General features: G+C 34.3%; 19 protein-coding genes and 2 pseudogenes. 2 read left to right on the top strand and 19 right to left on the bottom strand.

Going from position 1 to position 20,341, the window contains the following annotated elements:
• Window positions 1-35: 35 nt before the first annotated feature.
• The 10 genes and pseudogenes from BN1066_RS04520 to BN1066_RS04460 all read right to left on the bottom strand — a co-directional run bounded on the left by BN1066_RS04520 (window position 36) and on the right by BN1066_RS04460 (window position 8,811).
• Window positions 36-1,225, bottom strand: a pseudogene (locus tag BN1066_RS04520) (tyrosine-type recombinase/integrase).
• 26 nt (window positions 1,226-1,251) lie between these two features.
• The gene (locus BN1066_RS04515; protein ID WP_072741228.1) at window positions 1,252-1,452 is read right to left on the bottom strand and encodes a DUF3173 domain-containing protein; all 201 of its coding nucleotides are present in this window, start codon (window positions 1,450-1,452) and stop codon (window positions 1,252-1,254) included.
• Between the two features lie 547 nt (window positions 1,453-1,999).
• Entirely contained in the window at window positions 2,000-2,230 is a 231-nt protein-coding gene (locus BN1066_RS04505) for a helix-turn-helix domain-containing protein (protein ID WP_077318290.1), read from the bottom strand.
• Window positions 2,227-2,649 carry a sigma-70 family RNA polymerase sigma factor gene (locus tag BN1066_RS04500; RefSeq protein WP_077318289.1) on the bottom strand — a complete coding sequence of 141 codons (423 nt, stop codon included), beginning with the start codon at window positions 2,647-2,649 and terminating at the stop codon, window positions 2,227-2,229. Before BN1066_RS04500 ends, BN1066_RS04505 begins: the two co-directional genes overlap by 4 nt.
• A 710-nt stretch (window positions 2,650-3,359) precedes the next feature.
• Complete coding sequence (locus BN1066_RS04490) at window positions 3,360-4,532, bottom strand: MFS transporter (RefSeq protein ID WP_077318288.1); 1,173 nt, start codon at window positions 4,530-4,532, stop codon at window positions 3,360-3,362.
• 229 nt (window positions 4,533-4,761) lie between these two features.
• On the bottom strand, window positions 4,762-4,920 hold the full coding sequence (locus BN1066_RS20605; RefSeq protein ID WP_245799700.1) for a MerR family transcriptional regulator: 159 nt from the start codon (window positions 4,918-4,920) through the stop codon (window positions 4,762-4,764).
• A 764-nt stretch (window positions 4,921-5,684) separates the two neighbouring features.
• Window positions 5,685-5,942, bottom strand: a complete 258-nt coding sequence (locus BN1066_RS04480) for a helix-turn-helix domain-containing protein (RefSeq protein WP_077318287.1) — start codon at window positions 5,940-5,942, stop codon at window positions 5,685-5,687.
• Window positions 5,923-6,363, bottom strand: coding sequence for an RNA polymerase sigma factor (locus BN1066_RS04475; protein ID WP_077318286.1), 441 nt, complete (start codon window positions 6,361-6,363; stop codon window positions 5,923-5,925). The genes BN1066_RS04480 and BN1066_RS04475 overlap by 20 nt, the downstream gene beginning before the upstream one ends.
• Before the next feature lie 612 nt (window positions 6,364-6,975).
• On the bottom strand, window positions 6,976-7,920 hold the full coding sequence (locus BN1066_RS04465) for an ABC transporter permease (protein ID WP_077318284.1): 945 nt from the start codon (window positions 7,918-7,920) through the stop codon (window positions 6,976-6,978).
• A 6-nt stretch (window positions 7,921-7,926) separates the two neighbouring features.
• On the bottom strand, window positions 7,927-8,811 hold the full coding sequence (locus BN1066_RS04460) for an ABC transporter ATP-binding protein (RefSeq protein ID WP_179104284.1): 885 nt from the start codon (window positions 8,809-8,811) through the stop codon (window positions 7,927-7,929).
• Window positions 8,812-9,245: 434 nt separating this feature from the next.
• On the opposite strand from BN1066_RS04460, the gene BN1066_RS04455 reads away from it, so the two are divergent.
• Both BN1066_RS04455 and BN1066_RS04450 read left to right on the top strand, forming a co-directional pair.
• Complete coding sequence (locus BN1066_RS04455; RefSeq protein ID WP_179104283.1) at window positions 9,246-9,968, top strand: response regulator transcription factor; 723 nt, start codon at window positions 9,246-9,248, stop codon at window positions 9,966-9,968.
• Window positions 9,965-11,053, top strand: a complete 1,089-nt coding sequence (locus tag BN1066_RS04450; RefSeq protein ID WP_245799699.1) for a sensor histidine kinase — start codon at window positions 9,965-9,967, stop codon at window positions 11,051-11,053. The genes BN1066_RS04455 and BN1066_RS04450 overlap by 4 nt, the downstream gene beginning before the upstream one ends.
• A 210-nt stretch (window positions 11,054-11,263) precedes the next feature.
• On the opposite strand, the gene BN1066_RS04445 is transcribed toward BN1066_RS04450, so the two are convergent.
• The 9 genes and pseudogenes from BN1066_RS04445 to BN1066_RS04405 all read right to left on the bottom strand — a co-directional run bounded on the left by BN1066_RS04445 (window position 11,264) and on the right by BN1066_RS04405 (window position 20,340).
• The gene (locus tag BN1066_RS04445; protein WP_077318282.1) at window positions 11,264-12,175 is read right to left on the bottom strand and encodes a conjugal transfer protein; all 912 of its coding nucleotides are present in this window, start codon (window positions 12,173-12,175) and stop codon (window positions 11,264-11,266) included.
• Between the two features lie 15 nt (window positions 12,176-12,190).
• Window positions 12,191-13,196: pseudogene (locus tag BN1066_RS04440) on the bottom strand (bifunctional lytic transglycosylase/C40 family peptidase).
• An 8-nt stretch (window positions 13,197-13,204) separates the two neighbouring features.
• Window positions 13,205-15,430, bottom strand: a complete 2,226-nt coding sequence (locus BN1066_RS04435; protein WP_077318281.1) for a CD3337/EF1877 family mobilome membrane protein — start codon at window positions 15,428-15,430, stop codon at window positions 13,205-13,207.
• The gene (gene tcpF, locus BN1066_RS04430) at window positions 15,381-17,837 is read right to left on the bottom strand and encodes a conjugal transfer ATPase TcpF (protein WP_077318280.1); all 2,457 of its coding nucleotides are present in this window, start codon (window positions 17,835-17,837) and stop codon (window positions 15,381-15,383) included. Before tcpF ends, BN1066_RS04435 begins: the two co-directional genes overlap by 50 nt.
• Window positions 17,821-18,213 (bottom strand): conjugal transfer protein, encoded by a 393-nt coding sequence (locus BN1066_RS04425; protein WP_077318279.1) that lies wholly within the window; start codon window positions 18,211-18,213, stop codon window positions 17,821-17,823. Before BN1066_RS04425 ends, tcpF begins: the two co-directional genes overlap by 17 nt.
• Window positions 18,214-18,285: 72 nt before the next feature.
• Entirely contained in the window at window positions 18,286-18,642 is a 357-nt protein-coding gene (locus tag BN1066_RS04420; RefSeq protein ID WP_077318278.1) for a rhodanese-like domain-containing protein, read from the bottom strand.
• The gene (locus BN1066_RS04415; protein WP_077318277.1) at window positions 18,635-19,063 is read right to left on the bottom strand and encodes a MarR family winged helix-turn-helix transcriptional regulator; all 429 of its coding nucleotides are present in this window, start codon (window positions 19,061-19,063) and stop codon (window positions 18,635-18,637) included. The genes BN1066_RS04420 and BN1066_RS04415 overlap by 8 nt, the downstream gene beginning before the upstream one ends.
• Window positions 19,064-19,150: 87 nt before the next feature.
• A complete protein-coding gene (locus BN1066_RS04410; RefSeq protein WP_077318276.1) occupies window positions 19,151-19,651 on the bottom strand; it encodes an antirestriction protein ArdA in 501 nt (166 codons plus the stop codon).
• A gap of 167 nt (window positions 19,652-19,818) precedes the next feature.
• Window positions 19,819-20,340, bottom strand: a complete 522-nt coding sequence (locus tag BN1066_RS04405; RefSeq protein WP_077318275.1) for a MepB family protein — start codon at window positions 20,338-20,340, stop codon at window positions 19,819-19,821.
• Window position 20,341 lies beyond the last annotated feature (1 nt).

The raw sequence follows: 20,341 nt of genomic DNA, 5'->3' as shown, positions 1-20,341 counted from the left end.
GGGTTTTTGGCTCTTTTTTATTTTTCATTGCACTTTTATTGCACTTTTTGTTTTTGCTTTCTTAAATAGTTAACAGTGAATTGATTTTTCGGTGAGGAATCATAGTTTTGTTTCGTCTCCTTAAAGGAGATGATCCCATTTAATTTGTTAGCTACCTCAAAATTGCTGTTAGGATAAAGGTGTCCATATGTTCCTAAAGTCGTTTCAATATCTTCATGTCCTAGACGATCTTTAATGATGAGTGGGTTTTCTCCCATACTAATAAGTAACGAAGCATGCGAATGACGTAATCCATGAATTCTAATTCGGTGAATCCCAGCTAGTTTAGCGTAACGCTCAATAGCGTGTGCGAGAGTATGTTTTTGTGTTGGAATGCCATTGTAACTCATCACAAAATCCGTTTTGATAAGACTTGTTGGACATTCTTCCATTCTGATAAAATATTTAATGTACACTTATCAAGTACAATGTGTCGAACACTCGCTTTTGTTTTTGGTTCAACAAATCTGTAATTACTTTGATTCTTGTAATAAAGATTTTTGTTGATGGTTAGTATCCCCGAATCAAAATCAACATCCTCCCATTGAATGGCGGTAGCTTCACCGATTCGCATTCCTGTCATAAACAAGAACCATAAAGAAACAAAAAGGAAATGTTGGTAGTAATCCTCTTTATAAATGAAAGAGATTACTTTTTCAAATTCTTCTTTTGTCCAGAAGTCAATTTTTGTCTTTTGTTTTTTTACATTTCCAATAATCTTAGAAGGATTTGTCGTTGTAATGCCTAATACAATCGCTCTATCCATAGCAACAGAAAACAATCCTTGAACGGCTCTTACATAAGAAGATTTTAGGTTTTTCGATAATTTCAGTTGCCAATTTTGTACATCAATAGGCTCAATATCAGAAACAGCCATTTTATAGAAGTAAGGGAAGTGCTTCTTAATACTTGGTAAGCGATTTTCATATGTTCTAAGCTTTACTTGTGTTTTATACCAAGGAAGAAAAATTTCAAAGATATAATGTTCAAACAACATTTTGTTCTTGTTTTCACTTAATTTTTCTGGTTTCATAAGTAGTAGCTTCGAGTATTCTTCTCTTGCTTCTTTTTTAGTAGCAAATCCACTACGATATTTTTGAATCTTTTTCCCTTTAGAATCATATCCTAGATTTGCACGAAAATAGTAAGTGCCATTTTTCGCTTTTTTAATCGGATCTTTAGCCATAGTTTTTACTCCTTACCGTGCAAAAACTAATCAGACCTGTTGTCATCCGAAAAATTGATTCCCAGAATTTCTTCTACAGCTTCACGAGGGACTCTATCTAGCTTTCTAGACTCATAATAGGAATGCCCCTTTGTAATCATCAATTCTTTTGCTTTTTTAATGATATCTGCTGAAAAAGAAGTTCCGTATCCTAGCTCAATTAAGTCTTTTTTAGTGACTGTTATCATTGATACTCCTTTCCATTATAGGCTAGGAAAACTCCAATATTCGCCTATAATTATAACGCACTATTTAAAATAAATGAATTTTATGTTGCATCTAGAGTAGATACTTTTATATGGTGGTATGAACTACAACTACTCTCAAATTCATATATAAGTAATCGAACAGCTTTGGTTAAGCTCACGGGAATTTCACCCCTGCATGGTTCGCATGCAGCTATACCCATTGCCTGTGACGCTTTAAACGCTCGGGCTGTGGCTGTACAGGAGTATCATTATCACGATAGAGAAGTCATGGCAGTGACTTGTCCAAAAGACACTTACGGATCACTGAAAACAATCGCTCGTTTTGCATTATCTGCAAAGTCATGGCGTATCAGTCCGTCGGCTCAATCTCTACCGAAATGTATTCGATCACTTTTTATTCAGTTGTCAAAGAACATTGGCTTGTCAGCCTATTAAAATACACTGAGACAGCTTATTTTAATAGAATGACAAACTACTAATCAGGAAGCGTGAACGCTCCAACACGCTTCCGCGAATGGAGATCGGTTTATTTGATTTCAAAAGACAAAATTTTGGTGATCAGTCGAGTTTGCATTCTACCCTGTAGCATTTCATCCACAACCATTAGTTGATTACCATGTTCATCTTTCATGGGACGTAAGGAGCGTTTTGAGATATAACCTCTATAATGTCTTACAATGTAGTAAATCGCTTCTGTATCACCGTCTGTCGCTTGTACAATTAAAGAGAAGGGAACCATCGGATATGTTATTTTCATTCTGCACGCTCCTTCATAAATTCTTTAATAATGGCTAGTCCACTAGTTCGTTGACGATAGATTGTAGAACGACTTAAATTTAATAACTTCGAGATTTCTGTATCATTCATTTCCACAAAATAATACAGTAAAATAATGTTACGCTTTTTATCTGGCAAATTTTTCAACGCTTCACTTAGTAAGTTATTTTTCACACCAATACTAGAGCCGTACAATGAAAATATATGCATATCGGTAGCATAGTAATCGACAGTAGAAAACTGATTGACAAGGTGTTCTCCTGCATTAGAGAAGGAAACTTCTTGTTTTGAAATTCTTGATAGATATTTGAGATAATCTTTCCGTTCATCTTCTATCGCACGCTTACAAATGTAATCAAACTGGTTTTCTATGGTAGTTTGAAAAGAAGTTGTTCTCATTTTTCTCACCCCCTTTTTTGTGATGAAGAGAAGTGAGCGATGCTCTTTTGTCTCCCTTTGTAATTAGTCCGACGCGAAAGGGCTGTTTGTTGCATTTTTGATAAAAAAACTTTTAAAAAGTTATTAATAAACAAAAAAACACATAAATAGATTGTTCAATCTGCTTATGTGTTGTAATTATTCGTTCTATATGCTCTAAAAAAATACGTATATAAGCGTTTTTGTCTAAGGTAAATGAAATAACCTTTGTCAGAAAACAAACACTGTTGAATAACAATATATTGCATGACGACTACCTCCTAGAAGCCGTCATCTTTTTAGAAAAGACTAAATCTCACACATCATCTATAAATCCTGTATAAAAATAGAGACGGCAGCTATTTAAACCGTCGTCTGGAAAGGAAATATAATTTTAAGACATGAAAAGAGTACTGCCAGATAACGGTTTTTTTTATTGCCGTATGGCAGTATCTTTTGTTGTATAAAGCATATAATAGGAATCGTGTAACCATATAATGCTTTTTGCTATAGCTATTCTAAAATAGAAGGGAAGAAATAAATTCTTTATTTATTTTTGGATATTTATTATTAATCCAATTCATATCCCTTATTAGCCTTATATTTTTACCATTAACCAAAAGTGATAAATGATTAGTCAAGACAAATGTCACAATTTTATTCAACTAGAATTTTTGGTTAATGTTAAAAATTTAGGAAATTGCCGACTTTGCTTTCTTTTTAGCTGATCTATTAACAAAGGTAAATAATACTAATGCAATAAGAACTAATACACCACTTGCTAATCCTACATAATTTACTGAACTTATACTTATAACGCTTCCCCCTACAAAAGCTCCTAATCCAATCCCCGTATAAAGAGCCGAAGCACTGAATGATAAAACCATTTGAGCTTGCCGAGGATTCAAAGATATGAGAAATGAATTAAGAGCAGGGTTCATTCCAAAACCAGAAATTCCCCACAATATCGCCACAATTGAAACCATTACAATTGCAAATGTAGATGGATTTAGCAGCGATAAAAATGAGAATGCTGTTAATAACACTGCAAAACTTCCAAGTGACAGCATTAATGTTTGTGGTGCACCAATCTTATCTGTAAAATAACCTCCAACTAAATTTCCGAAAAGTGCTCCTATGCCAAATAACATAAGAAAGACACTAATATTTTCTACATTCGTAATACCCGTAATGATAGGGGCTATATACGTATAAGTCATGAAGCCACCAGTAGTACCAATAATGTTTACACATAATGTTAATAAAATAATTTTATTGAAGCCTTTTAATCTTTCCCTAATACTTAGTTCTGCTTCTCTTTTAATTTTAGGTAAAAATAGTAAAACTCCTATTACAGTGATAAAAGAAACCACAGAAACAAAAACAAAAGAGTAACGCCAAGTCATGGCATTTCCGATCCACGTTCCGATAGGAGCCCCTAAAACCAATCCCATCGTTATACCTGCTAATATAAATGACAGTGCTTTTCCTCTCATTTTGCCAGATGCTAAACTAGTAGATGTAGTCATTGCTAATGGTGTAAAAATAGCAGCAGCTAGAGCGGCTAAAATTCTTGTGAAAAAGAGCATTTCAAAAGAAGTAACCATTGCAGAAAGTGCATTTGCAATTGCGAATACTAACATAGATATGACTAAAAGAGTTTTTAATGGCAAATTCATAGTTAGCGTGCCAAAAATGGGGGCTCCTATAGCATAAGCAATAGCAAATGCAGTAACCAATTGACCCGCCACAGCAATTGTAACATTCATATCTTCAGAAATATGAGGTAATAAACCGGCAATAACAAAATCATCTGTACCAATAATGAAAGTCCCAAGTACTAAAATGAAAATACGGTAATTCATTTTATGTCACTGCCTTTACCTTGATTTTCTACATTAGTCCAAAAGTCAATGAAGTTTTCTAATTCTCTTTCGACTTCCTGTAAATTACTTATTTGCTCACGAGTTTTCTCTAATTTTTCTTTGTAAAGAGAAAGTGCGATTGACGCACAGTCAGCAGAGTTATTATCTACTGGATGAAAGGAGTCACAGGATATAACAGGATATATCTCATCCGTATTTAAACCTAACTCTAAAAAAGTTGAACCGCTTTTACACGTTCCATATCTTTTTCGCTATATATACGATATCCATTTTCTAATCGCTTTGGATAAATTAAGTTTTTCTCTTCATAATATCGAATGGATCGGATGCTGACTCCGGTTTTTGATGATAATTCGCCTATTTTCATAACAATTTGCCCTCCCAATTTACTATGTTATAGCCATATTAAAGTATGACATGGTGTGAGGGTCAATATCTAATTTTTGAATTCGGATGTTCTTTTATCCATTGATGATTTCATTACTAGAAAGCAATTTTGTCTTATATATCGTTTTGTTATGCTTTTCCATCATAATTGTTATTAATTCTTTACTGGCAATATCCTCTGAATGTTGAGCAACAGTAATAGGATTAGTTGTTGATCAATTGAGAAATAAGCGAATAGAAAAAAATAAAGACTACAGGAACAATAATACTCAAAATAAGCAAAGAAGGGTTCCGAAAAGATGTCTTTAAATCCATTCCAGTTATAGCATGAAACATGCCACACACCTCCTAGTTTCACAACTTGATGGTTACTTTAACTTATCTTGATAAACTGAAAGCTAAAAATCAGACGGCCACTGGTGCAGCTCCACGGGAATTTCACCCCTGCAAGTATTTCTTCCAGCCCTACTTATAGTTTGCGACGCTTTGAACGCTCGAACCATAACGGTAGGGGAGTATCATTATCCTAACTGATGGGTTTTTCGCCAGCAACCCACCACGATTGCATTAGATTCATAGACTATCGCTCGTTTCTAACGAAAGTCGTGGCGTATGAATCAAGTGGCTCATCATCAGTAGAACGTATCTGATTTTTTGTTTATACGGCATGGCGTTATCTTCCATGCTTTCTTTGTCAAAGATCAAATTATGATTAATGAAAGGGAAAACCTAACCATTATTTCATCAAATCTTGAAAGCTAAAAAAGATTGCATAAGCTTTGCTCGTAAGCGTTCGCGTGTATCTTCATCGATGCCCCAATAAGTATTTCCTTGTTCATCACGGAGCTTACGCATAGATAAGTTTGTCATGTAGCTTCCATAATGCAGAACAACTACTTTCATTGCTTCTGGCTCACCCTTATTTGCAGCTATAATAATTGGATATGGTAATAAGCCACGTTCGTTGTTTTCAGTATTAGAATTAATAATCATCCCATTCATCTGCATGTTCCTCCAAAAATCGTTTTAACCGTTCAAAAGAGCTTGTCCGTCTATACTGAACTGTACTACGTGGTATTTCGAGTAGTTGACCAATTTCCACATCAGACAGTTGAAAGAAATAGTATAGTAGGACAGTGATACGCTTTTCTCTTGGCAAGGTACGCATTGCTTCAGCAAGTAATTTCGGAGTGATTTTCTTTCCAGCCACTTGAAAACTTTGTCCTTCTTCTCCTTCATATTGCTTATCTAAGGTAAAGAGTTGATTTTCTTCTTGCGGTGTGAGATCAGAAAATGTCATCTCTTTTTCTTGTCGTTGTTGTCTTTCATTGAAAATATTAATTGCTTCATTCTTCAATACACGTTTCCAAAAAGCATTAAAGGCACAACGAACTTGCCACTCGGTACGATCTGGTTCTATCATGCATTTCCTCTCCCTTCGCAACTGCAAAGGTGGGTGATGATTTCCCCTTTCATAACCTTCAACAAGATTTTTTATGAAATGCCAAAGATAGAGGATGTTTTTTGCGGAAAGCTCTTAGTAAGTACAAAAAAATCCCAACTGAATATAAGCCAGTTGGGCATAAAAAGAAACATTTTATCATATGACATTTGTTTGCACACTAAAACTGTAATCAATTCAAAGTTATTTAAAACAATTTTTATATCAAGTAACGTTTTTAATAGATGAACATAAATAAACACGACGATAACCTCCTTTATACCGCCGTGTCCCTAAAAAAAAGAACATACTTAATACACCTTCCATAATTCTATTATTTTAGAAAAACGGCGGTTTTGAATTTTGTTATTTTCAAAACCGCCGTTTAAGTCTTAATTGTATATAGTTTTGCTTTCAACAAACAACGGTTTCTTGCTGTATTAGTGCGTGAAGATAGATACCGTAAGCTCTGAAAATCAGCTCCTATTTATAATTGATTTTTTGATGTCGAATTTAAGTTAGATTTAATTCCTGATAAACCACCAACATTATAATCATTACAGAAATAGAAAAAATTAAAAACATCCCCCAAAATCATAAAATATCTTCTTTATTAAATTTAATTATGGTTACTGATAAAAAGAATATAAAATACACAGATATTATTAGTAATGAATATGGTAAAGCTAACCCCTCTATTGATTGTCCAACTTCTGCATTCACATAATTCACTAAGTTCATATGTGGAAACGGGGTTAATTTATACCATGCAAGATCATTCAAAATTTTCAATCCACCAATCATACTCCCAGCAAAAAGGAATAAAGTTCCTAAACCTACTGCAAGAGCCTGATTTTTTGCAATTAATGAAATAGTAAAAGTAAATACTGCAACGAATATTACAACAATCATTCTTAATAACAGAATTAACATACTTGAAGACAATACGCTAATTGTATCAAAGTAACCTTCACTATTTTGTGTTATTAATTGATAGTTTGGACTCCCAACTCCAAAAAACAAGCTTCCGACAATTATAGTTATAATATAATAAAAAACTGATAAAATAAAAACTACTGTAAGAGCACCTAAAAACTTCGATATAATAATATCTCTTCTTCTATTAGGAGTAGCAACCAGATTCTTCATTGTATTTTGATGATATTCAGAGGTAATTAACGAGCTAGCTATAATAATTACAACTATCGATATAAGAATATCCATTCCATTCTGGGATAAGCTATTTGAGAATCTCCAACTATTCCATTCATAAGGATTAATGCCCTTTTCCAAATAAACATCCTTATGTTTAACTTGATCAGAGAAATAGATTCCTTGTGTTTCATCTTGTGGATTATTACCTTCCTCTTTTTGCTCAATTTTTAATTGGGACTCCCAATTTTCACCTGGATTATCTGGGAGAAATGATTTCATAAGTATACCTAGGATCAGAACTACTAATAATATACAAAGAAATCCATAAACAAAACCCTTTGATTTAAATATCTTTTTCATTTCTATCTTATAAAGATTAAACATACTCTGTTACTCCTCCAACAATGAAATATTCATATAAGATTGTTCTAAATCATTATCAACATTTATATTTAGCACTTCCAAATCATTATCTACTAAATACTTTAATAATTGCTTATGATTGGTAGATGATGCTATATATATGATTTTATTATCATCTATCGTTACATTAAATTTATTTGTTATTTTTGTTATTAATGGGGTTATTTCTTTTAATAAATAGGTTTTACTAATAGTATCACTCGATTCTACATTTAATTCTCTGACACTCCCATTTTTAACAAATAAAAAACGATCACAAACATTTTCTAATTCACTTAATAAGTGACTAGATATTAAAATAGCCATTCCTTTTGATTTGAGTTCTAGTAAAATGTTTCGAAATTCAATCATCCCTTCAGGGTCTAAACCATTCATTGGTTCATCTAGTAGCAGTATCTTTGGTTGTATCGCTATTAATTGGGCTAATGCTAGTCTCTGTCTCATTCCTAAGGAGTAAATTTCTACTTTTTTATTTAAATGTTCATATAAATTCAGCTCTTTGGTTACTTCATTAATAAGATGGGCATCACTTTTTCTATATAATTGCATAAACAATTTTATGTTTTCAAGTCCTGTTAATTTTTTATAAAAACTTGGAGTTTCTATTAAAGTACCAATATTTTTTCGGTAATCAATTGGTGTAGTAAAAACATTTATTCCATTATATTTAATTTCACCACCATCAACAGAAACTAATTGAGAAAGCGCCCTTAAAATAGTAGTTTTCCCCGCACCATTAGCACCTATTAATCCTATAATTTCTCCAGAGGATAAATTAAATGTTAAATCTTTTATTAACTCTTTTTCTTTAACCTTTTTTCTTATATTTCTTACTTCTAAAAGATCATTCAAAACTTCCACCCCTAAATCGAAATATATCTTTGAATTGACAATCACTAAAACTTATTACAAGAGAGCGTATTTTAACATATTTACTGATTAAAGCTTCCGAAACTATATACTAAAAATCCCCACAAAACTAATATTTAAAAAACTTAACACAAACTGTGATTACACCTCCATTTCTAATAAGTCAAAAAATAAAAAGTAATAACAAGATAAAACAATTGTTAATGAAGTAAATACAAAAAATGTTTATTAATTCTTCAGGACAACCTTACCAAGACTGATTCATCTAGACCATATGCTGTAACCTACTGTGTACATTTTAAAAGATGAAAGTAAAAATAAAGTAAACTAGAAGGAAACTGTACGTAACTTTTTCCTTTAGGTTAGTTTGATAAGAAAAATTTTGATAAGATATAATAAGGAAAGAGGGATTGAATATGATAGATGATACTAAAATTCTAATTGTTGATGATGAAGTTGGTATTTTAGAATTATTAGAAATTACATTAAGAAAAGAACATTTCTCGCATATAACGACTGTCTCAACGAAAGCGGATGCACTTCAAGCATTAAGCGAGCAAGATTTTGATATTATATTACTCGATGTTATGCTTCCTGATGGGGAGGGTTTTTCACTATGCACAGAGATTCGCCTTCATACAACAACACCCATTTTATTTATTAGTGCACGTTCAAGTGATTTTGATAAATTAACAGGACTGAGCGTTGGTGGTGACGATTATATTACAAAGCCATTTAACACGCTTGAAGTCATTGCAAGAATACGGGCTATTTTGCGTCGTCAACGAGACTATGAAGGACGGGATTTAGAGACTGAGCCAAACATTTTTTCGTACGACACATTTGCTTTTTCACCTGGAGAAGCATTATTAACTGTAAAAGGTAACGTGGTGGAAGTAACGGCGAAAGAATTAGAACTCCTCCATTTCTTTTGTAAACATCCGAACCATGTGTTTACAGTACCTCAAATCTATGAATCTGTTTGGGGAGAAGAAGCATTTGGGGTGGAAAAAACAGTGACGATTCATATTGCTAAATTACGAAAAAAGTTAAACGACCATACAGGACAGCCAAAAATCATTGTTAATTTGCGAGGAATTGGCTATAAATTCATTCCACCAACAGGTGATTTCCTTTGAAAATTGAAAAACGTTTTATCATACATTTACTATTAGTATTTAGTATGTGGATCCTTCTGTTAGGTATAACAGTGCCAATTGTTATAGAAGTTATTTTGCCGAAGTTAGGACTTGGCGATGAACGTTATGAATGGATAGTGCTCATTTTTATAAGCATTGTGACGATAGTTTGTTTATTGTTATTTGGTTGGTATTTCGGACGTCCTCTACTACTTATAATGAAATGGATCAACCAACTTGCTTATGAAAACCTTTCTCAGTTTGGTGAATACGAAAAGATGTGTACACGACAAGGTAAATTTAAAATGCAATATAGATTATACCAAGAGGTATTCACACAGCTTGAGGATATGCGTTTACAGCTAGAAAAAGCGAAGGTTGAACGTGCGCAAGTAGAAATAGCAAAGCGTGATTGGATAGCAGGTATTTCACACGATTTAAAAACACCATTAACATATATTCAGGGTTATTCTACATTGCTGCTAAACGTAGATTATAATTGGTCAAATAAGGAACAACATAAATTTATTCAAGAGATTCACGATAAAGGCACACATATGGAACAACTGGTGCAAGACTTAAGTTTAGCCATTCGTTTTGATGGTTCACAAAAGGTACCGGTTCATCGAACATCACAAAATATTGTGATGTTCATTCAACAGGTGTTAGCCGATGTTAGCAATGAATTGTATTCACAGCAACATCACTTTGAATTACAGACGACGACAGAGGACATACGAATTGCATTTGATGCTCATTTATTAAAGCGTGCCTTTATAAATATTTATATGAATTCGATCCTTCATAATCATGAGCCTGCAAACATTTTGACGCTCATTGATTGTGATAAAGAACATGTTGTCATTCATATTCGAGATGATGGTAAAGGGATGACCGAAGAAACAAAAGAGAATATATTTAATCGTTATTTTCGCGGCACAACGACCGATCAACCATCGGATGGAACAGGTTTAGGTATGGCAATTGTGAAACAATTAATCGAAGCACATGATGGTAATATACAAGTAGAGAGCGTATTGCAAAAAGGTACTACCTTTATAATTACATTACCGAGAAATAGTTAGATGGACTCAACAAATTACTAAATTTATTATTAATGGTACATGATGATAAATATATTCTGATATAACAATGCTTTTTAACAACTAATCAAAATTTCTTTTAAGTATCATTTAAAGTACCAGTTTATATTGAATCGTCTATAAATTAGCACACCTTTTATTTTCTCAGAAATAAATGGTGTGCTTTTATACGTGTAGATATATTAGGTTATTTTATTCTACAATCATCCAATTAGTATCTTTCTCTAAATACAATTCATACTGTGAAATTTGTATCGCTTTGGTTCTTTCATTCAAATATTTTACTGTGGCCCAAACTTTTATCTGATTCTCTTTTTTCTGAAAGACTGGATTGACTAATTCGGAAAAGATATATTCTTGATTAATGGGTGGCAAGGCATTATTTTTCACATAATAAGCAAGTTCCTTATCAGTCGCAGTCGGATAAAATGCAAAGAATGTCTCTAAAAACTCTGTTACCTCTTGCACCGTATCGGAATCTACTGTTCCATTGCTATCAGGCTGTTCTGGCTCATAATCCGATTTATTCGGTATGCTCCATAAGGTAGGGTTTTGTATAATAACTAAGTTTCCCGCATTATCTTGATGAAGCAAGATTCGATAGGTGGAACGAATCCTTTGGCTATCTTTATCTTCTGTAACCTTTTGATCTACCGAATATACAACCACATAGGTATTATCACTTTCTGGTGTCACAGACCAGATATCAATATTACTCACGCTGGAACTAGTCGGAATATCATCTCTTACCGTATCGGTACTTAAAGCTTGTAAATCCTCTGTCAAGTAGTCATTGATTTTTTCAGTCCGTTGTTCAATGGAATCTTTTTCGTTTTGCCAAGTGTAGTAGTCTTTCACAAAGTTTTTCGTAAAACTTTCAATCGCATTCGTATCTATGATTCTAGTTTCAATGATTTCTCTTTCATGAACGGTATGCTGATCAATCGCTGTAAAGTTTTTGTAAATTCCAAAGGCAAGACTTCCAATTAAGAGTATCCATAAAATAGTCACTGTTTTTTTGCGTGTACCAACAGTCCGTACTTTTGTTTTTTTAGGTTTTGTTGCTAGCGGTTGTTTTTCTTTTTTCTTAAAAAAGCTTTTCATTTGATTCAATCCTTTCTATTGTTTAATACGTCCAGCTCCGATTAAATGTTTTTGCCAGTAAGCAGTAGTTAAATCTGCATAACCAATCGGATCGCCCGCTTGGTACATCTGGTTATTTCCAAGAAAGATTCCAACATGGGTGACATAAGTTCCCGCATTATACGTGGAGTGAAAGAACACTAAATCCCCAGGTTTTGCTTCTGATAAGGGAATCGACTCGGTTGCATCATATTGCTGCTGTGCTGTTCGTGGTAAATTAATCCCTGCTTTCTCGTAACTCCATTGTGTCAGTCCGCTACAATCAAAAGAAGTGCTCGGATTGTCCCCTCCAAAGACATAGGGATATCCCTCATACTTTAAAGCTTCATCCATTACACTCTGAACTAATTCATCATCAAATTGTGGCGAAATAAAATATTGACCCACTAAATCGACATAAAACATATTGCCATAACGCCAACCGCCGTTTTTCTGTATTGCTATCGGATTCGAATATGTGACTTTGTTGCCACCTGAACGTTCCTTTGCAAAATTCTCTGCAAGTTCAAAGTTGTACTGAGAACCTCTATTCGCGACATAATCAATGAATGCACCGCCATAGTTGTATGCTTGAAATGACTACATTAATATCGCCCCCATTTTTTTCTACGGGATGTAATAAATTTGAAAAGTATTTTGTTCCTTGTTTAATTGAAGCTTCGGTATCTAAAGAATTGGGTGGAAGTCCCAGTGATTCACTTGATTGCATCACATCTGGAACTTTTCCACCACTCTCTACTTGAATAATGGCAAGTAGTGTAGGGACATACTCACTAATTCCATATTCATGTGCATACTTTTCTACCATTGGCTGATGTTTTAACACATCTTCGGAGAGCGATACATCGCCTATATCATGAATAAAATCCCTGTTGTCTGATGAATGTTCTTCATTTGAAATAAAAATAGCTACAAATGTTAACAGCCCTAAAAAGGCAAGAAAACCTATTCCTCCAGCAATTAACTTGATCTTTAATCTCATGACTTTCATTAGTGTTTCCTCCTAACAGCATGGATTGAACGCTTGGTGATTTGCTTCTGATTTGTACGTTTCAACGGTTTAGAAGGACGCTTGATGATTGTCCGACTATTTTTTGGTTGAGAACGTTCTGTATTGAGAGATCGATTTTCTTTTTTAACAGGTTGTTTGGGATGATCAGTAAAATGTTCTTTTCTGTCTGGGCTCGATAACTGTCGTTGTAATTTGAATTGCTTCATATGCTCGTTTTTTGTGACAGGTCTTGTCTCTTGTTTTTGTTGAACAGCTGGGTTCTTTAATCTATCTTGATGTACAGATTCATTGGCATCATGCGTGATTGGTCGTTCATAACTGGCAGTCTTTCGAGAAGGGGTACGTTTTTTATCCAATGCTTGCCGCCTATCTGCAATGGTTTGACGATGTTTTGCTTGACGGTCTGCATCTATTTTTTGTCTTTTTTTCTTTGCTTGCTTCATACCTTCTTTAAAATCACGGGCAGGTTTTATAAGCTGTTCTTTTCCTTGCATCACCGCATATTGAGCAGTAGTAGGCAAATCATGCAGTTGTTCTTTTCGGTGATCTATATTCGCACGGAACTGATTTTTCGCACCAACCATTTTCCCTGTTACTTGACCCACTTTTTGGCTTAAAGATGTTCGTTTTGTATTGTCATTTGGGCGTTCTTTATTATTTTTTGAAGTTGATGTTAGTCGCTGTAATGGTCGAAGTGGGGAGAAGGAACCTTTTGTTTGCTTTGATTTCCCTACCATTGCCCCGGCGGTTGCTCCAGCTGTTGCCCCTGCAAGGGTGCGTCCAATTGTTCTCTGTAATCGACGACTGCCCCGATTAAACATTCGGTAAGGACGACGCATGACTTGACGTCCAACTTGTTGCGAGTCACTACTTTGTAGTTTAAACATGCTCATAATATCACCGAGTTTCATATAAATGCCTGCAAACGTCACGATCTGTAAAAAGGCGATCAAGAAAAACGGATAACTTGTTGTTAAGCTGTAAAGCATAGATGAAATGCTAAAGGCAATTGTAATAATCAATGTAATTCCAGCCCGAAGCATAATCACATTAAACAATTTCATAATCGCTTGTTTTCCCATGTTTTCAAAAGTCGGTATCATGGAAAGTAAAAAACTAATGGGCAAAAACATCGCATAGATAATAAACAGAATTTGCGAGAAAATCATCGTTCCCGATAGAAGAAATACAAAAATTGAAATCCCGATATTGAATAGAAACAAAAAGAAGACCATTCCTAAACGTGTGGTGGTCTTCGTAATGGTTAAGTTTTTATTGTCATGATCTTCAATTTCTGCTTTGACCGCATCTTCCCGATCTTTTCCATTATTCGTATCAGGATTGATAGAAACTAGAGCTTCAACACGTTCTTCGCCAATCGTCTCTTTATCTGAATCATCAAACTGCAACAGCAGCCAAGGCTGTTCCACTTGAATCGAAAAAAGGTTATTTCGTATCAAATCGACACTATCTTTTCCCTGACTAGTAGAGCTAGGCATTAAGATTTTTGTTCCCAAATCTAAACTTGCTTGACTAATATCAGCTGAAAAGTCATTGATTTTAGTAATATACGTTGGTGCATACGCGATAAAAGAAGCTGACAAAATAAACACTACTAAAAAGTTTAGAATCGCTCGAAATGCTTTCGTCGTTTCTCGTTTCATTAAGCCTGTATAAGCCACGTAAATCCCGATTATTAAAATAAAAATGAGCAAAAAGCCAACATAAAAGCCCGAACTACTAAACCCGCTTGCCGTAATCCCAGCTAATGTTTGCATATTTTTCCCGATGGCGTCTGCCGTTTGCGAAATGAAATCCAAAGAATAGGCTTGTTGAATTAAGTAGCCTGTTGCATTAGACAAATACAAACTTATAATCCAGATGAAGTTTGTTATCGTGTATAGCCCATACATGACTTGTTTTCCGATTCCATCATTCCAATTCCACGGAAGCCAATCCCAACCTGTGTCCACATAAAAATCTAATTGATAATGGTCAAGGGCATATTTAGAATACAAATTATCTTCTGATACCGTATCATCTACTAATCCAGCTGCTTGAGCAAATGTTCCAAGTAAAAGAAGGCATAGAAAAACGGCAGCACTAATCAGCACTACCGTTATAACTATCTTTTTTAGTTTTTGTTTTTTCAAATTAATCGCCACCTTTCTTCTCCTGTGTCGGTGGACGCGTGTCAAAAGCATGAAATAAATCTTCAAAGACAGGATGGACTTGAATAATCCCCACACGTCCATATAAGTCTTGAATTAAACATTGTCCGTTTTCCAGTTCCCGTAATCGTCTTTGATTCGATTCATCTTCCGCATCCACACCAAAGAATTGAAGGGTTTTCTTTATTTCTGTCATATCTCTAGAACGAAAGGCGAACTTTACACCGATGTTATTCTTCAATTTTTCATCGGTTAAATCGTCCGCATTCTGTGTAACAAAGTAGACACCAGCATTCATTGCACGACCTGCTCGTACTAGTTTGTTAGATAAAGTCTTTCCTTGTGCGACTTGTAGAAAGCTCCATGCTTCATCCAAATCAACAATTTTGAAAATGCTACGGTCGGAATGGATAAAGTCTAATGCAAAAGTAGAAATAACAATCAGCATAGCGACGCTAAGCAACTCCATCGTCGTATATTCTTCAAAACCTGTTTCCGCATCTGGTAATACTAAATCCGCCACTTGAATCATATTCAATTGTTTTTCTAAACTAATCGAATTTTCCACAGTCCCATCCGAAAACAGAAGGTGAGCGAAGTCATAGTCGGTAAAACTTTCGATATGGTCAGCAATGGGACCAGCTAACGGGTTAGGATCACTTCTAAGTTCATGAATCACAAGAAGCAAACCACGTTCCTCCTGTTGACCAACAGCTCGAATCGCTCGTCGTAATACAGGGAATTTATCTCCATCCCGACTGGATATACCTGTGAGAAAGGTAAGAATATCAATCGCAAGACTTTCCGAATCCTTTTTCTTTTTCATAATAACAAAAGGATCAAGTAGTCCTTTGTTGCTTTCCTCACTCGTTAGATTAACAATATTTATTTCATGAGCAATTTCAGGCAACGTTTCTTTCCAGTTTCCCCGTTCCTCTTTTGGGTCAACTATTAAGGCTTGACCACCATACAGTACGGCATAATAGACTAGTAAGTTGTTAGAGAATGATTTCCCGCCACCAAGTGAACCTAAGAAAGCAGAAGCTAACGCATTGGTGACGGAACCTTTCACACCTTGACTGGCTAGGCTTGGGTTAAGATACACATTTCTTCCAGTATCTAAGTTGTAACCAAAATAAATACCTTCCGTTTCTCCTAGCATTTGTGTTGCACCAAATCCAAGTCCTGCCAAAAAGTCAGAAGTCACGTACTGGATATAATCATTCATATACCGTTTACTGGCTGGGATAAATTCACTGTGTAAACCGATCATATCTCCAAATGGACGAACAAGTTTTACGTTTAAATCATCATAAAAATCTTTTACCTCATTACAACGCTGTTTAAGTTCGTCTACATTAGAAGCAGATACTCGAATGACATAACTTAACTTGTACATCGATTCTTTACTTTGGTCGAGCACATCTTCTAATTCATTTACCTGTTCCAACGCATCGATGACATTGCTGCCTGTTTCATTATCGGATTCCCAAGCATGGTTATCCAAGTCTTTGAGTTCCTTTTTCTTGTTCCGAACGGTAGATAATGCCTTTTTGTTCGTTACAATTTCTACGTTCATGGAGGTATCGATTGGAAAATCGAATTGTTGTTGTTGATAATAAAAGATTTCATCCGATGGAAACTCAAGATCGCCGACAATCGAATTAATCGTAAAGTAAGCCACATATGTTGTCTGTTCTTCCTGTTCGATTTTTAAATAACGTTGATTTTCCTCAATCAAGCAACGAGTCGGTTTAATCAGATCATAACGCTTCACTAAAGTTTCCCTTTTTAATTTCTTTAGAGGTAGGGCATAGTCATATTCGTCATAAGCAATTCCCGTTTGTCCATGAAGATGTTCACTCAGATAGCCAAAGTCATTTTTATCTAGAGGGCGTACTTTAAAACGCCTAGATATTTTGTTTTGTAATAACGATTCCATTTTAGAAAAACGTCTCATTTCTTCATGTGGCATCGAGACAAAATCCCCCATTAGGTGGTGGTTTACATCACGGACGAATGAAGATAGTGAATTTTTAATATTTTTTCCCATTGCTTTCATACTGACTTCTTCTTCATTCAGCAACAGTTTAAAACCGATAAAAAAACGATAGTCTACTTGATGTTCACCAATCATAGAAACTAGGGCTTCCGTTTGGTCATCAATACGCTCATAAGCAACTTCTTTTAATCGTCCTGTCACTAACTCTTTACTTCGCTCCTGTACCGATCGGATACTGCTTGCCGTACTAATTTGTAAAGCATGAATTTTTCCATCTTGATTTTGTGCAATTAATTGACGGAAGTGATCGTGTACTTGTATTTTTTCGTCTGGTGAAAGAAACGAATAATTATAAGGGAGTAATTCATAATACACAAAACATTCCCCGTCATGGTTAAAGACAAGATTGTTTTCAATATATTTAATCGGATAACGCATGGATTTCACTCCTGACAGCCGTTAAGTTTTCATTTACCTTTACATGTTGTAGTTTGATAGGTTTTCCTGCATACGTAACTTTAGGTCGAAACCAATAGGTCAATGCAGACTTGAGAAAACTATATGGTTTTTTGCCATCAAATGTTTTCTGACTCATAAACCATGTCAAACCAACTGGAATTCCGACATATTTTAATAACGCTCCATTAATCAAAGAAAGTGGAGGAAGATTCCCTAACAACATGACAATTAAGAGCGAAAGTACAAACCATGACATTTGATTGAATGTTACGGGAAAAGGTAAACGAAAATCATTAATCGCATAAATCACTTTTTCAACTGACCAAATTCGGGTATAGTTCTTTAGTTTTTTCAAATGAAATCACCCTTTCATCAATAGAAAAAGCAGCCTGTACGATAACAAGCTGCTTTCATAATTTATTCTTATTTATAAAGCTTTTACTGGAAATTTAAGTGTTTTCCATGAAGCAATGCCCCCAAATAGTTCTTTCACTTCATATCCATTTTGTAATAAAAGAAGACTTGCTTTCTTACCCATGTTGCACCATGTATCCCAGCAATATACAACAATCAGTTTATCTTTGGGGAGTTCTTCCAGCCTTTGATCTAATTCATTCAAAGGAATTTCAATCGCACCTTGAATCTTCTCCTTTTTTAAATGTGGTGGAGCATTTCGAACATCAACTAAAGTACAAGAATCAGGATTATTTTTGACATGTCCCATATAATCCATAGGACTTAATGTTAGTTCTAAATGAGTTTCTAAATATTCTATTTTATTCATTATCAAATTCCTCCTTTTGTAGGTAATGATAGATATCATGAATTACCTTCTTTTGATCGGCTGACATTTGAGAGACAACGTGTTTTTCATAGATTTCAAGTTTTTTCTGATTTTTTTCTAAGATAGAAAGGCCTTCCTCTGTGATTTGAATGAAGTTAGCCCTTCTGTCATTTGGATTACTAACACGTTTTACTAAATTTTTAGATTCTAAAACATCAATTAGTTGTACCATTGTCGTTCTATCCACTTTCAGCAATAATCCAATATCTTTCTGGGTTAAGCTTTCGTTATTATAAATCGTAGATAGAATCCCAAAATCTCTTGATGTAAGCTCATAATTTGTTAACTCTTTTGCAAAACTTTCTCCCATCTCTTGAGCTATCTTACTTAATTGATATCCCCAAGATTGGTTAACGTCCACCAAAGTAATCACCTCGATATATAATCAGTAATACTGACTATATTCTTAAGTGATTATCTGAAAATGTCAATGGATTACTTTTATTAATTAATTGGTATACTCAAAAACCCCATGAGAAGTGACAAGAAAATTCCCGCTTATTTCTAAGTCACGTCCAAAGGCTTCATAATCAATATAATTTTGTAGATTGGTAGGAACTTCTCCAAGTGCTCCTGTTTCTTCAACAAAATACCTTGCGACATCTGCCATATTCTCACAATCGGGGTAATGCATAATATCGTCTCGATGTTCTAGTAATTCTTCTAAATTATCAAACCAGTAACTTTGAATTTCAGAAAGTTCATGATAAATAGGCGAACCCTCTAATTCTTGTACCATCGTACATAAACGATTGATTTCAGTAATTGGTGTATATTCATCAATTTCAAATGGCAGTTCGTAATCGTGCACGGCATGTTCTTCATATTCGCTGTTTAATCCGATACGCTCTTTTACATCTTCCATATCTATAGGTGGTGTAAACCAAGCGCCAACCAGTTCGCCCTCATTATATTTTCCGAGATTGGCAATGTAAACTTGCATTTCCATAAAATTTTCACATCCTTAATAATAAAAATAAACACAAAAAAACAGCTAACTAGTTAGGAAGTTAGCTGTTTCTTTTTCTACTATTCGCTTCAAGTTTAATCTGTATAAAGGGAGTGATATCTTTTTTAAAAAACTCAGAACAAACATTTATACATCTTTTCGGAGAGTTACAAGGAATAAAGTTCTAGCATTTTGTCTATCTGTAATTTATTTTGATCACTCATATCAACAAAATAGGGTAACTGCCATTCTTGAGTTTTCATAGCTTGTTTACTAGTTGGAATATCCCATCTAGGATAAACTCTTATTGCCATTTTTCCCTTTGTTGAACTGGACCTAAGAATATTCTGTTTGAATAAAATTTCCTTTGGAAAAATAAATTGTCCAAACTCCTTATCATTTTTAAAGGTAGTTATAACCAATAAGTCATGTGCTTCTTCAAATGAATAAGGTTGATTTTTATTATTTCTATCTTTTTCCCAAAAAGCAACAAATTGCCCTATTTTAGTAGGTGTTATATTAGCAACTCTAAATCGTATTGATTTAGAAGCTAATCCTGAAGATAATTTAAATGTTCCAGCACCATACTTAGAATTTTGTCTTTCTTCTTGAACCAACTCTAATGTTAAGTGGTTCGGCTTATATATTATTTTATTTAAAAAAGATAATATTGTATGAAAATCTTTCATT

Origin of the sequence: Virgibacillus proomii, assembly GCF_900162615.1 — a bacterium.
Lineage (GTDB): Bacteria > Bacillota > Bacilli > Bacillales > Amphibacillaceae > Virgibacillus > Virgibacillus proomii.
This window is presented reverse-complemented; position numbering and strand designations above follow the sequence as displayed.

Excerpts from the sequence above, each read along its gene's own strand:
- BN1066_RS04465 (WP_077318284.1), bottom strand. The coding sequence starts at position 7,920 with ATGTTTAATCTTTATAAGATAGAAATGAAAAAGATATTTAAATCAAAG.
- BN1066_RS20605 (WP_245799700.1), bottom strand. The coding sequence starts at position 4,920 with ATGAAAATAGGCGAATTATCATCAAAAACCGGAGTCAGCATCCGATCC.
- BN1066_RS04505 (WP_077318290.1), bottom strand. The coding sequence starts at position 2,230 with ATGAAAATAACATATCCGATGGTTCCCTTCTCTTTAATTGTACAAGCG.
- BN1066_RS04515 (WP_072741228.1), bottom strand. The coding sequence starts at position 1,452 with ATGATAACAGTCACTAAAAAAGACTTAATTGAGCTAGGATACGGAACT.
- BN1066_RS04420 (WP_077318278.1), bottom strand. The coding sequence starts at position 18,642 with ATGAATAAAATAGAATATTTAGAAACTCATTTAGAACTAACATTAAGT.
- tcpF (WP_077318280.1), bottom strand. The coding sequence starts at position 17,837 with ATGCGTTATCCGATTAAATATATTGAAAACAATCTTGTCTTTAACCAT.
- BN1066_RS04455 (WP_179104283.1), top strand. The coding sequence starts at position 9,246 with ATGATAGATGATACTAAAATTCTAATTGTTGATGATGAAGTTGGTATT.
- BN1066_RS04445 (WP_077318282.1), bottom strand. The coding sequence starts at position 12,175 with ATGAAAAGCTTTTTTAAGAAAAAAGAAAAACAACCGCTAGCAACAAAA.
- BN1066_RS04490 (WP_077318288.1), bottom strand. The coding sequence starts at position 4,532 with ATGAATTACCGTATTTTCATTTTAGTACTTGGGACTTTCATTATTGGT.
- BN1066_RS04475 (WP_077318286.1), bottom strand. The coding sequence starts at position 6,363 with ATGATAGAACCAGATCGTACCGAGTGGCAAGTTCGTTGTGCCTTTAAT.
- BN1066_RS04500 (WP_077318289.1), bottom strand. The coding sequence starts at position 2,649 with ATGAGAACAACTTCTTTTCAAACTACCATAGAAAACCAGTTTGATTAC.
- BN1066_RS04480 (WP_077318287.1), bottom strand. The coding sequence starts at position 5,942 with ATGAATGGGATGATTATTAATTCTAATACTGAAAACAACGAACGTGGC.
- BN1066_RS04435 (WP_077318281.1), bottom strand. The coding sequence starts at position 15,430 with ATGCTTTTGACACGCGTCCACCGACACAGGAGAAGAAAGGTGGCGATT.
- BN1066_RS04410 (WP_077318276.1), bottom strand. The coding sequence starts at position 19,651 with ATGGAAATGCAAGTTTACATTGCCAATCTCGGAAAATATAATGAGGGC.
- BN1066_RS04405 (WP_077318275.1), bottom strand. The coding sequence starts at position 20,340 with ATGAAAGATTTTCATACAATATTATCTTTTTTAAATAAAATAATATAT.